Source organism: Paenibacillus urinalis, from assembly GCF_028747985.1.
Taxonomy (GTDB): domain Bacteria; phylum Bacillota; class Bacilli; order Paenibacillales; family Paenibacillaceae; genus Paenibacillus; species Paenibacillus urinalis.
In genome coordinates, this window is the sequence record NZ_CP118108.1 from 1274206 (window position 1) to 1288328 (window position 14123).

Here is a 14123-nt window from a genome sequence, read left to right on the forward strand (position 1 = left end):
TTTGATGTTGCGCAAACGACGGGCAAATGGTCTGCTTAAGATCGTGGCTACCTTACTAATTGTGGGTCTGTTGGCTCTGCTCTTCTTCAGTATTCAAGGGGTTATGAAGTCGAATGAAGAAGAGGATGCGCGTAAAGTGATTGAACAATTCTATACATATGAGCAAGAGGGAGATTTCGGGAGCTCATGGGAGCTGTTTCATTCTCTGCTGCAGGAACGATATAAGAAGCCGGACTACGTCCAGACCAGGGCCCATGTGTTCATGCAGCATTTTGGCACCAATACCTTTAAATATGAAGTATCTGAACCCGAGAGGCTGTTTGATGTTCAGCTCATTGAAGGAAAAGAAGCGTTGGCCGAAGTCTATCAATTCACCGTCACCCAGATCTATCATTCTTCCTTCGGTAACTTTAAGATGGTACAGCCCGTATATGCTTCACAGGAGTCCGGAGAATGGCGCGTACTATGGTCGTTTGATAAGGCACAAGAGTTCTAATCTGGATTCGTATTTAATGGGAAAAAGCACCTTATTGCCAAGAGCCTGTCCTCTCTTAGCAATGAGGTGCTTTTTGTCGTGTGCTCGTACATAGGCGTAAGACAAATATTCTTACAATTTGTCCTATTTCTGCAGAACCATGCGTACAATAAAGTAGGTCAAGACCGGAGCCCCAGCGATAACAGCGACCGGCACCACGGAGATCGTTCTTGATGCGCTTCTCCTTAGTTTACGAATCGTTCTTTTCAACACACGTTCCCCCTAGAAAAAAATGTACTACAATACAAATTGTATCACTGAGTGTCCTGCTCTGTGAATGTTTATGACATGTTTTTCATGAAAAAAAGTGAAAACATCTATTTATTAAGCGTTTTCCTGCCCTTTTCCTGGTTAAATATCTAATAACCCTCAAAAATTCTTGACAAAAATATGGGACTCTATTATGTTCAAGATACAATTTGTATCGAAAAGAATCGATTTATGCGGTTGGCTATGGAATGCCCCAGAAGTTGGTTTCACAGGTAATGAAACTATGTGTCTTTATGAATGGAGGACGGCTGAAGTGATCGTGACAAGTCGATTTTATTGTGTCGCCTGTGGGAGGATATTGTCGGTAGACACGGAATATCCAATGGAGTCGAGAGGAATAGAAGAGGCCAAAGTCTCAGGTAGTCTATCATATGAACAGTCCATTTCCAGGATGAAAGACCTTCCCCATATCATACCTAATCAGGTCTTCCGGACCGGATTCTACAGAAATGAAATGCCCTTGGGCTACTGTATCTGCTGCCAGAACGGTGAAGAGACTGTGGAAGAGCAGCAGGAGGCCGCTCCCGCTGCAGAGGAGGAACATTCGCCGTCTCCCGAAGCAGAGCAAGCGGAACAGAATTGCTTCATTCCCTCGAATACACGGGACAGGTTCTCACAGATTATGTTACACTAGGCACGAAGCTTATGAGTGAGAATCCATGCTCGAATCACGATTCGAGCATGATCAAGAGGGAGTGAACTATGACATGCACCAGGAACCTGTCGTTCGTATGCAAGGTGTAAGTAAGGTCATTTCTTCCCGCCATCTCGTGCAAGACCTGACTCTGGATATTTATCCAGGCCAGGTCTTTGGTTTTTTAGGGCCCAATGGCGCGGGGAAGACGACCACAATCCGCATGATGGTTGGTTTGATGTCTATTAGTAGAGGGGACATCTTCATTGCCGGTCACAGTGTGAAGACGCAGTTTGAGGATGCTATCCGTGAGGTTGGCGCTATTGTAGAGAATCCGGAGATGTACAAGTTCCTGACGGGCTACCAGAACCTGGTTCATTTTGCCCGAATGTCACCGGGTGTGACCAAAGAGAGAATCCAGGAAGCGATTGAGCTCGTTGGCCTCCGTGACCGGATTCATGACAAGGTCAAGACTTACTCGCTCGGTATGCGTCAGCGCCTTGGCGTCGCACAAGCCATTCTGCATCGTCCGAAGCTGCTCGTGCTGGACGAGCCGACGAATGGATTAGACCCGCAGGGTATTCGCGAGCTGAGGGATTATTTGCGCAAGCTCACGCTTACTGAAGGGACGACCGTCTTCGTATCGAGTCATTTGCTGTCCGAGATGGAGCTGATGTGTGATACGGTCGCGGTGATTCAGGATGGGAAGCTGATTGATGTTCGGCAGCTGAGACCGGAGAGTGGAGCTCTTGAAGTCCTAGAATATACGTTTGAGGTAAGTGATCCCGAGGCGGCATTTCAGCTCGCTGGACAGGGACGTACTGAGGGCCCGGTGCTGAGCATATCTTGTACTAGAGATGAAGCCGCCGAGCTGAATGCAAGACTGGTCCAACATGACATTAAGGTGTATGGTATTCGGGCACGAACCAGCTCCCTGGAAGATCAGTTCCTGGCCATGACGGGAGGTGAGCGTCCATGAGTAACTTTCTAATGCTGGTACATAATGAGAATATGAAGATCTATCGCCGTGTACGGACTTGGGTGATGCTCGGGATTATTATTGTGATGTCGATCCTGATTCCTTATCTGCTGTCCAGCACAGGGGGCGGCGCCTCGACCTACTATTGGGAAGGCGCCATGCTGACCGTGTCGTTCATCAGCTTCCTGAATACGATCTTTGCGGTCGTCATTGCGGCAGATTCGGTGGCAGGTGAATTCTCTTGGGGTACGATTAAGCTGCTGCTGATTCGTCCGTGGACCCGGAGCAAGATTCTGGCTTCCAAATATGTATCGGTGCTGCTATTTAGTCTGCTGACGACCTTGCTGATGACAGGGTTATCGCTCCTTACTTCCTCGGTGCTGATGTCTACAGAGACGGTTGTGTCACAGATGCCGGGTGATTACACGCCTGCAGGCTATGCGCTCATCAGCTGGCTGTATGAATATGTGGACTTGTTTATCACCTTGGCGATCGCCTTCATGGTATCCACCGTATTCAGATCTGGAGCTCTTGCTATCGGGTTGTCTCTATTTATCTTGTTCACTCAAGGGATCTTCGGATTAATCTTCGATCCGGAACGGTATTCCTGGGCGAAATATATTCTGTTCACCAATATGGACCTTGGTCAATATATGTTCGGTTCGAGTGACAGTGTAATGAGTCTGGGCTTCTCCATTACAGTGCTTGCTGTTTATTATGTTCTATTTATGGGTATTGCCTGGTATGTCTTTCACAAGAGAGACGTGGCAGCCTAGAATAGAAGAGTCTTGTCATTCGATTAGGACCCCTTCATTTGCTATAATGTCTAGGAGTGCGGTGTGAGAGGATGTTGCATAACTCGTTATGTGACTTACATATTTACCATTAGAAATAGACATGAATGGAGGAAGTGAACTTGGCTCAAACCAACAGGTTTTTCCGATTCTGTATCGGTATAATCCTGATCCTGCTTGTTATCTTCTTGGGTGACAAGGTCAAATTTATTTTTAATCCGCTGATTTCTTTACTCAGCGTAATCTTAGTGCCGGCGATGCTGGCAGGATTCTTCTACTATCTGCTAAGGCCGCTCGTTGAGCTGATGCATAAACGAAGAGTCAATCGGACGCTCGCCATTTTCCTCATCTACCTGGTATTCGGTCTGATTATGGCTGGATTTATTATCGGGATCTGGCCGTCGCTGCGGGAGCAGTTCCTCGCGTTCATTGAGAATGCGCCGAATTTGATTAAAATGCTGACTGAGCAGGTTCAGGAGCTGGAAGAGAGTGGAATGCTGGCACAGTTCCTGCCGGAGGGAAGCAACATATTATCCCGGATCACAGAAGTCATTGATCAAGGGTTTACCGTGCTGACCGATTACATGTCTGGTGTAGTCTCCTTCTTCTCCAGCTTCATTATGGTGTTGTTTGTTACTCCGATTATTCTCTACTTCATGCTGAAGGAAGGCGGGAAATTCGGGGAGAGGATTGTAGGCTTCATGCCGAAGCGTTTCCGTGACGAGGGTACAGCTCTGATGGATGAGATCGACAGCTCTCTCAGTGGATTCATCGTTGGACGTGTCATCATCAATGTGGCGCTTGGCGTACTGATGTATATCGGATTTCTGTTTATCGATTTGCCATATGCCTTGCTGCTGACCGTGATCGCGGTCATTATGAACTTTATCCCCTTCATCGGGGCGTTCTTGTCATCGGTGCCAATTGTGATCATTGCCTTTATCCAATCTCCTTCGATGGCGATCTGGGCACTGATTATTATCCTTGCTGCACAGCAAATTCAGGATAACCTGCTGGCGCCTTATATCTTCAACAAATCGCTCGATATCCATCCGATCACGACGATTGTTGTGGTGCTTGTGGGTGGCGATATTGCAGGCTTGATGGGGGTTATTCTTGCCATTCCGTTCTATATGACGCTGAAGATTGTGATTACCAAGGTGTATCATATCTTCTTCAAGGACAAATGGGAGAAGGCATAGCCTTACAGCGCCGGTGTCTGTATTATATTAATAAAACCAATAAGGCCCGCAGGTCTGTCACGAACAGACATGCGGGCCTTATCTATTATATAGTAACGAATTACTCTGCGAGTGCGGCTTCCTCTTCGCCGTTTGCGGTATTCAGAGGTTCTCTAGGAATAACAGCGACCTTCAGGAAGCGGTTCTTCTCTGCCTCCAGCAGAACGAAGGTAAGTCCTTCATATTCGTATTCTTCTTGTTCATTCATTTCGGGCTGATGACTGTACAGCCACCCTCCAATCGTATCCCATTCGGTTGTGTCCAGGGAGGAGAGGAGTAGATCATTCACCTTGGACAAGGATACCTTCCCGTTAAATATAATGTAGTTCTCATCCACGAACTGGATTTCTTCTTCCTCATCGGCGTCGAATTCATCCCGAATCTCTCCGACGATCTGCTCCAGCACGTCTTCGATCGTGACCATACCCGAGGTTCCGCCATATTCATCAACCAGGATCGCAATATGATTGCCTTCCTGCTGCATCTTGTGAAGCAGTTCTTTGACCGGAGTTGTTTCGTGAACTGCAGGAATCGGATGGATGAGGCCGGCAATGTCAATGTCGGAGGAGTTGCCTCCGTAATACTCCAGGAAAAATTGCTTCGTATTAATGATGCCGATAATATCATCCTTATTCTCATTCACGACCGGGAACCGGGTGTACTGCTCTTCACGAATGATGGCGAGATTCTCATCAACGGATTTGTTGACGTACAAGCATACCATATCGGTTCGGGGAACCATGATTTCCTTAGCGAGCATTTCATCAAAAGCGAAGATCCGGCTTACATATCCAAATTCGCTCTGATTAATCTTGCCGCTCTCGAAGCTCTCATTAATAATAATCTGCAGCTCTTCCTCAGAATGAGCGTCTTCGTGCTCAGAAGCAGGCTTAACGCCAAACAGCTTCACAAGACCATTGGCAGAGCCGTTCAAGACGAAAATAAATGGGTACATGATTTTGTTAAACCAAATGATCGGTTTGGCGGTTAGCATCGCAACCGTTTCTGCTTTGCGAATGGCAACGGTCTTTGGTGCGAGTTCACCGACAACGACATGTAAGTAAGTAATCACCATAAAGGCGATTATGAAGGACAAGAATGATCCTACGGCCTCCGGTAATTGCATTCTTTCAAATAGCGGGTGCAGAATCTTCTCGATGGTCGGTTCCCCCAGCCATCCGAGTCCCAGCGAGGTAATCGTGATCCCCAGCTGACAGGCGGATAGATAGCCGTCCAGATTAGCAACCACCTGTCTAACGGCGGCGGCTCTTTTGTTCCCTTCTGCGATCAGTTGATCCAATCGACTCGTTCTTACACGTACAATCGCAAACTCTACTGCGACAAAAAATGCCGAAAAACCAATCAATACGGCCACTAGGACCAGGTATATCGCGTACCTACTACCTTCTTCCATTTCACATCTCTTCCTCTTCATGAATTTAAACTATAAAGCGAATCGAATTCAACAGATGAATCATGTATGAACTTGATTCAGTTTATCGAATATTATAGCTCAATTCAGAGCGCCTGAAAATACGCCCTAAAGTACAGTGAATGTCAAGTACTTTAATTACAAAGCTATTTTTGAGCGAAAATTCTATATTTTTTGGTTCTGACATGCATGTTTCTTGCAAAAATTTGTCACACTGTATAGATGACTCCGAATCCTTACATAAGAAGGGGGCTGGCATATGATTTGGCTGGTCATCGTGATACTGATCTTATTTTATTTCCTGCAAACCGTCCTCTTGTTTGTACTGGAGTATGAGAGACCGGCCAAGGCGGGAGTATGGATTCTAATCTCCATCTGCCTGCCTGTTATTGGAATAGCGCTCTATTTCCTGGCCGGCCGTCCCTACAAGCGAATGAGGAAGCATGTGAAGACGGAGGTGTGGGAACACATTCATCAGCATCTTGCTTCACAGACCACCGTCATAACGAAGGCAGAAGACATGCAGAGTGAGGTCTTTACATCACATACCCGGCTGTTCAACTTGTTGTCCCCTATTCCGAACAGTGCGATTACGGGCTGCAACCAAACGAAGTATTTTACAGAGGGTGAACCGCTGTTTGCGTCCCTGCTGCATGATATAGAGAAGGCGCAGCATCATATTCACATCCAGTTTTATATTTTTCGTGATGACATTATCGGCACCATGTTTCAGGATCTCCTCATTGAAAAAGCCAAGCTGGGCGTGAAAGTCAGCATCATCTGTGATGGATTCGGCAGCAAAACCCTGCCTAAGCCCTTCATTCAAAGAATGAAGAATGCGGGAATCGAGATTCATTTCTTCCTGCCGCCCGGCCTTGCGATGAAGCTTCGTAAGCTGAACTACCGCAACCATCGCAAGATTGTTGTCGTCGACGGTACGATCGGATATACCGGAGGAATGAATATCGGAGATGAATACCGGGGCCAATCGCAGAAAATGGGGTTCTGGCGGGATACGCACATGCGGATCAGCGGAGATGCCGTGTACTTCCTGCAGACAACCTTTCTCAAGGATTGGGAGATGGTATCGGGGCAGACCGTAGATGAGGAGCTCATTCCTTCCCTATTCCCTCCGCATGACTGCCAGGTCAATGAGCAGGTTCAGATTGTGGAGAGCGGGCCGGATGAGACGCGTCATCTGATTCAGGAGGTCTGCTTCAGTGCCATTACACAAGCGAACAAGCGGATCTATATTACAACGCCGTACTTCATACCGGACGATGCGCTCATGACTGCACTGAAGACAGCTGCTTATGCGGGTGTGGATGTACGCATTCTAATTCCGTATGAGGCGGACTACGCGATTGTGCTGCAGGCAACGCTGTCTTATGTAGAAGAGCTGCTGACGGCGGGAGTTCAGTTCTATCGTTATAAGAAAGGCTTCATTCACTCGAAGGTCATCGTCGTCGATGATTTGCTCGCTACGGTGGGCTCGGCCAACCTGGATATGCGCAGCTTCTACAGCAATTTTGAGCTGACGTCGGTCATGTATTCAAAGAGTGCGATCGATAGGCTGGTGCAGGATTTTGCAGGCGATCTTACGCATAGCATGAAGGTGGAATTAAGCACGTTTAGTCAGCGTTCAAAATTAGGCAAATCCACCGAAATCCTATGTAGGTTATTATCTCCTCTACTCTAAGGATTTGGGATGATTTCTGTCATAAAAACCTGCTTTCTATTCCATTATCTCGTCTTTGCTGACTCTTTTAGTGTTTTATGGATTCGGAGTATGGTATAATAAAGTCTCAGGTCATGTCTTGCGGACATAGAAAGCTTAAAAGAATAGGGGGGATTCTATGTCAAATATGACAACGAAGGAAATGATGCCGAGTCCGGGCAAACAGACGAAGGCAAACAGTTCTCCAATTAGCTTGAAGCTGCTGCAGCGTGCCATCATGATTGTGGTCGGCGCATCGCTTATGGCTATAGCTCTTGAGATTTTTCTAATTCCCAATGGCGTAATTGATGGTGGTATCACAGGGATATCCATCATGGTGTCACAGCTCTCCGGCCTGCCGCTTGGTGTATTGCTGACCTTGTTCAACCTGCCGTTTCTTCTAATTGGGTATAAGCAGATTGGCAAGACCTTTGCGGTATCTACACTGTTCGGCATTGTTATCATGTCGATCGGAACACATCTATTGCATCACGTTCAGGCGTTAACGCCGAATGAGCCGCTTCTGGGTGCTGTATTTGGCGGTGTTATCCTCGGCGTGGGGGTAGGACTCGTCATCCGTTCAGGAGGTTCTCTGGATGGGACGGAGATTGTTGCAATTCTGGTAAGTGGAAGATCTCCATTTTCGGTCGGACAGGTCGTACTGGTCATTAATGTGTTCATCTTCGTTATGGCAGGCTTCGTGTTTGGATGGCCAAACGCGATGTATTCCATGATTGCATATTATATTGCGATGAAGATGATTGACGTCACGATTGAAGGTTTGGATCAATCCAAGTCGGTATGGATCATTAGTGAGAAGTACCGGGATATCGGAGAAGCTCTTACAGATCGTCTTGGCCGCGGGGTTACATACCTGGATGGAGAAGGCGGATTCAGCGGGGATGAGAAGAAGGTGATCTTCGTCGTCATTACGCGTCTGGAGGAAGCCAAGCTGAAGAGCATCGTAGAGGACTGGGATCCACAGGCCTTTGTAGCGATTGGTAATATTCATGATGTAAAAGGCGGACGTTTCAAGAAAAAAGGCATTCATTAGCGAGCGATTCGTTCGACTATGGGTATTTGTATAAAGAACCCGGTATTCCTAAGATGTTTAGGAGTACCGGGTATTTTATTATGCGCGGAAGGAAGCTATCCGGTGTACGGGATACGTGATATACACACTTTTTGTGCTGTTGTTATCTACTTCTTATTCTTCAGGTGCTTCAATACATTCTCCAGTGGCTGCGGCGGCAGAGCGGAGAGGAGATCGCCTTTTTCGGCCAAGCGGGCGCCAATATTGAGCAAATGGAAGTCCTTCGGACGTACGTCTGCTGCTACCTCATCCCATAAGAGAGGCGTTGAAACGGAGGCGTGTTCCCTGGCGCGTGGAGTGTAGGGGGCGGCCAAGGTTTTACCACCATAATGCTGGAGATAATCAAAATATATCTTGTTGCCCCGATCCTTCTTTAGCCGTTCCAATGTGAATAAGTCTGGATGCTTCTGGCACACGTACATGCCGACAAAATGACCAAGCGTCCGAAGCTCCTCGAACGTAATCCCGCTCTGGATGGGCACAATAATCTGCACACCTGTAGCGCCCGACGTCTTGGGTACGGATTGAATGCCAAGTGAACTTAGGGTCTGCCCGACGATGTGCGCGGCTTCCATTATTCGGGGTTCTTCGGGCAGGCTGGGGTCGAGATCAATCATCCATTCGCAGGGCAGCTTACTGCCTGCATAATGAAGCGAAGGATGAAACTCAAGCGCGGCAAGGTTGCCAAGCCATAGAAGGACTGGAAGGTCCTCCATCACAATATAATTGATCCCTTCGTGAACGGCTGTCTTGACATAGGGAGGGAGGGGCTCAGGCGCATTTTTTTGATAAAAAAATTCTCCATGAATCCCATGCGGATACCGGATCGTCGTGAGCAGGCGGTTCCTGCAGTATTTCAGCAGATAGGGGGAGAGCTCTGCCAGCTTCTGCAAATACATGGCTTTGGTAACGCCGGCTTCAGGCCAGAGCGGCTTGTCTGGATTCGTAATCGTAATATCCTGTCCTTCAATTTGAATCGTGCCCTTGATCGAACGCGGCATAGGTCAGCTCTCCTCCTTCTGTGATACTTGGCATTCTGCTGCAGGGACGTGAGGGGCGAGGCTCTCTATTGTAGGGTGGCGCATCGTTCCGCCGGGTGTCCATTCGAGAAAGGTAACACGTACGACCAGCTTGGGCTGTATCCACAGTGCCCCTTGATTTCTACCCGGTACATTGACAAAAGGCATACGCTGTACACCCATGCTCAGCACTTGTTCGGTAAGGGTCCGCCAGTCCTGCACTGTAAATCTGCCGGTTCCGGCATGTCCGATATACTCCAGCTCTCCCTGTTGGTTATACAGACCAAGCAGAAGAGAATTAACGACCTTGTCTCTGAATGTAACGCCGCCAATAACGGCATACAAATCTCCGTTCTTCTTGCGTTTCTGCCACCGATTATCTTTGCCGTCTAGAGCGTAGGTACTGTTCAGATCCTTGACGACGACACCTTCGAGCTGCTGTGCTTTGGCTGCTTCAAACAAGGCATTGCCATCCGGAAAATTCTGTACCAGCTGAACCTGCGGATGAGGCTTGATCATCTCAGCGAGCAGCTGCTGCCGCACCGACAGGGGCCTATCCATTACCCATACTCCATTCAGGTACAGGATATCGAAGACCATGTAGGTAACCGGAACGCTCTTCAGGCCTTGCCGGATACTGCGCTCGCTTCGAAGACTGTCTCGTCTCATGATCTCATGAAAAGACGGCTTGCCCTCTCTGAATGCAATCAGCTCTCCATCGAGGATAAAAGAAGAAGCGGATGAATAGACATCCGCTAGTGTGAATTCGGGATACTGCAGGGTTCGGTCATTCCGTTTGCGATTAATGAGCTTCACTTCATGCCCGTCATAATACGTTAGCATGCGGACACCGTCCCATTTCACCTGGGCAATCCAGGGAGGGCCGACAGGAAAAAGATTCGTTCGGATCGGTTCGAAAGGAATGACCGGCTTAAGTTCCATGCACCTGCTTCTCCTTTAATACTGAAATTATTTATGATTGATAGGTCAAACGAATGCCAATACCAAATGGATCGGTAACATAGCCTTCTGAATCCTGAGTAGTTACGTTATATCCGCCGGACTGAAGACGCAGCAGCGTATCGTCGAACGCTTCTTTATCCTCAAATAAGATGGTGAAATAATCGATTCCTACCGCATCGTGAGGGGTAGCCGGAGCATTCTGTCCCGCCCAAATATTAAGTCCGATATGATGGTGATACCCGCCGGCCGACACGAATACGGCCTGAAAGCGCGGATCATCCAGCACGATATCAAACCCGAGCAGCTTGTTGTAGAATTCGCGGGCTGCCGGGAGGCTGGATATATGAAAATGCACATGACCGATAACGGTGTCTGCAGGCAGTCCTATAAACGGTTTGTCGCCCGCCAGCGCGAGCAGTCCGTGAACATCGACAGGATCGGTTCCCATAATATAATGATTGTTCGCATCGCGGCGCCATACACTTCGTGGCCGGTCAGCATAAATTTCAATGCCGTGCCCGTCCGGGTCATTAATATAGAGTGCTTCACTAACACTGTGATCGCCTTGCCCAATTTCAATTCCGCTGTCGATCAGGTGGCGAAGCGCAAGGCCCAGAGACTCACGGTCCGGCAGAAGAATTGCATAGTGGTACAGTCCAGCGTGGCTTCTTGGGCGGATCGGCTTGGCATCCGCAAGCTCTTCCAGTATGACAAGTGAGCGCACGCCGTCACTGGTCAGTACAGCCTGATTCCCTTGTTGAGACAGCACCTTGAGTCCTACGACCCGTTCATAAAAATCAATAGAGCGTGTAAGCTCGCTGACGCGAAGCTTCACTTCACCGAGTGTCGTTGCGGGATGAATAGAGTATGTCATATTTGTAATTGCCTCCTTGATCATGTCCATAGATGGAGTGGTTAAAAAAACTAAAATTACTAACCTACACTAAGTTACTTTATGTAAGTTAGTATATAGTGTACCCTTGGACGCGTCAATGGTAAGCGAGATCGTTCAAGCCTTTCTAATTGCGACTCCCACCATACTGGTTAACCTCTCTACATAACCATGCAGGATGTTAGCATCCTACAATTTGAAAGTATCAGATGCAGCATTTCCGTATCCAGCAGCTGTGCTGAATATCCCAGGACCCGAGTAATCTGCCTGTGGAACTGGAAACTGCTTTAAGCTCCGGTCTCTTTCTTTTTGGCGGTTTTTCGCTTTGTTGTCTTTGGCTTGACAACGGGTTCATCGCGATTGTTGTCTTCTGCGGAGGCGGCCTTTTTACGAGTCGTCCGTTTCTTGGCAGGCTTGGCCGGTCCTGGATCGGTAACAATCGGCGGCTGCTGCTGCGTGGCCTCAATACTAGCTTGAAGCGCAGCCATAAGATCGACGACATTCGCTTCCGGCTTGGCTGGAGCAATCTTGTACTCTTCGCCTGCGACTTTATGATTAATGAGTTCAAGCAGTCTTTCACGATAATCGTCAGTATATTTCTCCGGGTCGAATGGCGTACTAAGCTGATCGATCAGCAGCTTGGCCATGGTCAGCTCCTTGTCGTTCACGGCAATATTCTCGGGCAGATTAGGCACCTGGGATACAGGACGGATCTCATCAGGGTAGAAGATCGTTTCAATGGCAAGGCAATCCTCAAGCACCCGAATGGCCGCAAGGCTGCTCTTTGAACGGATGGAGATCTTGGCAATTCCGATCTTGCCAGTTTCACGCATAGCCGTCATCAGCAGCTGGTACGCATTACCTCCGGACTGATCAGGAGATAAATAGTAGGTCTTCTGAAAATAAATCGGATCAATATCCGTTAAATTCACAAAATCCAGTATCGAAATGTTCTTATTGGCCTGCTCAGACAGCTGATCGAGCTCATCCTTCTCGAACAGCACGAATTTTCCCTTCTCATATTCGTATCCCTTCGTAATCTCCTCCCATTTGACTTCAACCTCACAGGATGGACATTTACGAATATAGCTGAGCGGACTGCCGCATTCGGTATGAATGTATCGCATCGAAATATCCTTGTCCTCCGTAGCAGAGAACATTTTGACAGGGACGTGAACCAGTCCGAAGCTGATGGCTCCTTTCCAAACGGTATGCATGACGATCCCTCCTTCAAATAATCTGTAGTATGATCTTTCTTCATATTATGGGCAAAAAAAGACGTTTGTAATCTTATTCATGGAACGTGAAGAGTTGCTTAGTCAGAGTCAGAGAAATGATGCATGATTGTTGCTCCATCCGGACATATTACGGATTAAAAAGGGCGAAGGAGAGAAGACATGTCCAGAACAAGTGATATGTACGAGCCGGACAGAAGAGACAGGGTGAATGGAGATGCAGCTGGATCAGATCGATTCTGGGATGCACTCAGCGGCACGGATATGCTCGCAGCCGATATGGTGGACTGGGAAGAGGTCACCACGCCGGAAGCAAGAGATGAAGAGAGTGTAGAAGAGACGGCATTTGACGTGGATCGTATGGTGAACGAAGGCCTGGGCGGTGGACAGGTCACTGACGACAATGGTTATATCGGAGACAGCACTTCAGATGCATTATTTGATGAGCATGAGCTGGAGATTAATGAGGAAGAAGGAGACCTATAACATGATGGATGCAAACCGTGCAAAAGCGATTTATGAAGCGAAGGAAAATATCTCGGTCAAGCTGGATGGTGAACAGCCTATATGGATTGAGCATGTGGATGTAGAAAACCAAATGGCAACCGTGCAGATCGGCAACAACCCGCTGGAGACGCATACGGTGCGAGTGGATCGTTTGGTCGAGAGCTAATCATACGATAGTGAATATGCACCCGGGGTCTATGGTACCCCGGGTTTTGTGTGTCTTCCTTACCTTGCTTGGACAGATGGGGAACTATATAATGAGGTGAAGGATTTGCCCTGATAACTAGCGAATGGTTTGCTTACGATAGATCGAAAGAAGGTTAGCATATTGAAATACGAGCATCAGGAGTGGGTGTACCACTCCATTAGTGTACAGGATACGGAGCTGCTCGCTGCCCGTCTAGCCAAGCTCGCTGTGCCTGGCTCGGTTATCGCCCTTGATGGTGATCTGGGTGCAGGGAAGACGGCATTTTCCAAATATTTTGCACAGTATTTAGGTGTAGAGGGCGTTGTGAATAGTCCGACCTTTACATTGATTAAGGAATATGAAGGCAGACTTGCGTTATACCATATGGATGTCTACCGGATAACGCTTGACGAAGCCGAGGGACTTGGGCTGGATGAATATTTCTATGGCAGTGGAGTAAGCTTGATTGAATGGTCCAGCATTATCTCGGAGCTGCTGCCGGAGGAACATCTGCATATCCAGATGACGGTAACAGAGACGGGAGATCGTATCATTCGCCTGAATGGTTATGGCTCGCCGTACACGGATTGGTGCGAAGATTTGAAGAGAAGTGGAGTCGATTGAG

General features: G+C 47.9%; 16 protein-coding genes. 10 read left to right on the plus strand and 6 right to left on the minus strand.

The features are described from left to right. The first annotated feature begins 4 nt into the window (after positions 1–4). Positions 5–496 (plus strand): hypothetical protein, encoded by a 492-nt coding sequence (locus tag PUW25_RS05630; RefSeq protein ID WP_047912187.1) that lies wholly within the window; start codon positions 5–7, stop codon positions 494–496. Between the two features lie 123 nt (positions 497–619). On the opposite strand, the gene PUW25_RS05635 is transcribed toward PUW25_RS05630, so the two are convergent. Then, positions 620–745, minus strand: coding sequence for a hypothetical protein (locus PUW25_RS05635; protein ID WP_274338231.1), 126 nt, complete (start codon positions 743–745; stop codon positions 620–622). 313 nt (positions 746–1058) lie between these two features. Here PUW25_RS05635 and PUW25_RS05640 point away from each other — a divergent pair, with 313 nt between their 5' ends. The 4 genes from PUW25_RS05640 to PUW25_RS05655 all read left to right on the plus strand — a co-directional run bounded on the left by PUW25_RS05640 (position 1059) and on the right by PUW25_RS05655 (position 4414). After that, positions 1059–1439, plus strand: coding sequence for a hypothetical protein (locus PUW25_RS05640; RefSeq protein ID WP_152557746.1), 381 nt, complete (start codon positions 1059–1061; stop codon positions 1437–1439). Positions 1440–1512: 73 nt separating this feature from the next. Beyond that, entirely contained in the window at positions 1513–2418 is a 906-nt protein-coding gene (locus tag PUW25_RS05645; protein ID WP_047912311.1) for an ABC transporter ATP-binding protein, read from the plus strand. Further along, positions 2415–3194: an ABC transporter permease gene (locus PUW25_RS05650; RefSeq protein WP_047912185.1), complete on the plus strand. Its 780-nt coding sequence runs from the start codon at positions 2415–2417 to the stop codon at positions 3192–3194. Before PUW25_RS05645 ends, PUW25_RS05650 begins: the two co-directional genes overlap by 4 nt. Before the next feature lie 140 nt (positions 3195–3334). Further along, positions 3335–4414 carry an AI-2E family transporter gene (locus PUW25_RS05655; protein ID WP_047912184.1) on the plus strand — a complete coding sequence of 360 codons (1080 nt, stop codon included), beginning with the start codon at positions 3335–3337 and terminating at the stop codon, positions 4412–4414. Between the two features lie 100 nt (positions 4415–4514). Here the strand turns inward: PUW25_RS05655 and PUW25_RS05660 are convergent, their stop codons facing one another. Then, positions 4515–5867: a hemolysin family protein gene (locus tag PUW25_RS05660; protein WP_047912183.1), complete on the minus strand. Its 1353-nt coding sequence runs from the start codon at positions 5865–5867 to the stop codon at positions 4515–4517. 277 nt (positions 5868–6144) lie between these two features. On the opposite strand from PUW25_RS05660, the gene cls reads away from it, so the two are divergent. Together cls and PUW25_RS05670 are read left to right on the plus strand one after the other, a co-directional pair. Continuing rightward, positions 6145–7584, plus strand: a complete 1440-nt coding sequence (cls, locus tag PUW25_RS05665; RefSeq protein WP_047912182.1) for a cardiolipin synthase — start codon at positions 6145–6147, stop codon at positions 7582–7584. A 184-nt stretch (positions 7585–7768) separates the two neighbouring features. Next, positions 7769–8656: a YitT family protein gene (locus tag PUW25_RS05670; protein WP_238546401.1), complete on the plus strand. Its 888-nt coding sequence runs from the start codon at positions 7769–7771 to the stop codon at positions 8654–8656. Between the two features lie 146 nt (positions 8657–8802). On the opposite strand, the gene ligD is transcribed toward PUW25_RS05670, so the two are convergent. The 4 genes from ligD to ku form a co-directional block, all read right to left on the minus strand. Next, positions 8803–9696, minus strand: coding sequence for a non-homologous end-joining DNA ligase (gene ligD / locus PUW25_RS05675; protein ID WP_047912180.1), 894 nt, complete (start codon positions 9694–9696; stop codon positions 8803–8805). A gap of 3 nt (positions 9697–9699) precedes the next feature. Further along, positions 9700–10656 (minus strand): ATP-dependent DNA ligase, encoded by a 957-nt coding sequence (locus PUW25_RS05680; RefSeq protein WP_047912179.1) that lies wholly within the window; start codon positions 10654–10656, stop codon positions 9700–9702. A 31-nt stretch (positions 10657–10687) separates the two neighbouring features. Continuing rightward, entirely contained in the window at positions 10688–11551 is an 864-nt protein-coding gene (locus tag PUW25_RS05685; protein ID WP_047912178.1) for a VOC family protein, read from the minus strand. A gap of 305 nt (positions 11552–11856) precedes the next feature. Further along, entirely contained in the window at positions 11857–12786 is a 930-nt protein-coding gene (ku, locus tag PUW25_RS05690) for a non-homologous end joining protein Ku (RefSeq protein ID WP_047912177.1), read from the minus strand. Positions 12787–12966: 180 nt separating this feature from the next. On the opposite strand from ku, the gene PUW25_RS05695 reads away from it, so the two are divergent. The 3 genes from PUW25_RS05695 to tsaE all read left to right on the plus strand — a co-directional run bounded on the left by PUW25_RS05695 (position 12967) and on the right by tsaE (position 14122). Continuing rightward, the gene (locus PUW25_RS05695; RefSeq protein ID WP_152557745.1) at positions 12967–13290 is read left to right on the plus strand and encodes a hypothetical protein; all 324 of its coding nucleotides are present in this window, start codon (positions 12967–12969) and stop codon (positions 13288–13290) included. Position 13291: 1 nt separating this feature from the next. Continuing rightward, positions 13292–13477 (plus strand): H-type small acid-soluble spore protein, encoded by a 186-nt coding sequence (locus PUW25_RS05700; RefSeq protein WP_370510356.1) that lies wholly within the window; start codon positions 13292–13294, stop codon positions 13475–13477. 162 nt (positions 13478–13639) lie between these two features. Further along, the gene (gene tsaE / locus PUW25_RS05705) at positions 13640–14122 is read left to right on the plus strand and encodes a tRNA (adenosine(37)-N6)-threonylcarbamoyltransferase complex ATPase subunit type 1 TsaE (RefSeq protein ID WP_047912176.1); all 483 of its coding nucleotides are present in this window, start codon (positions 13640–13642) and stop codon (positions 14120–14122) included. The last annotated feature ends 1 nt before the right edge of the window (position 14123 follow it).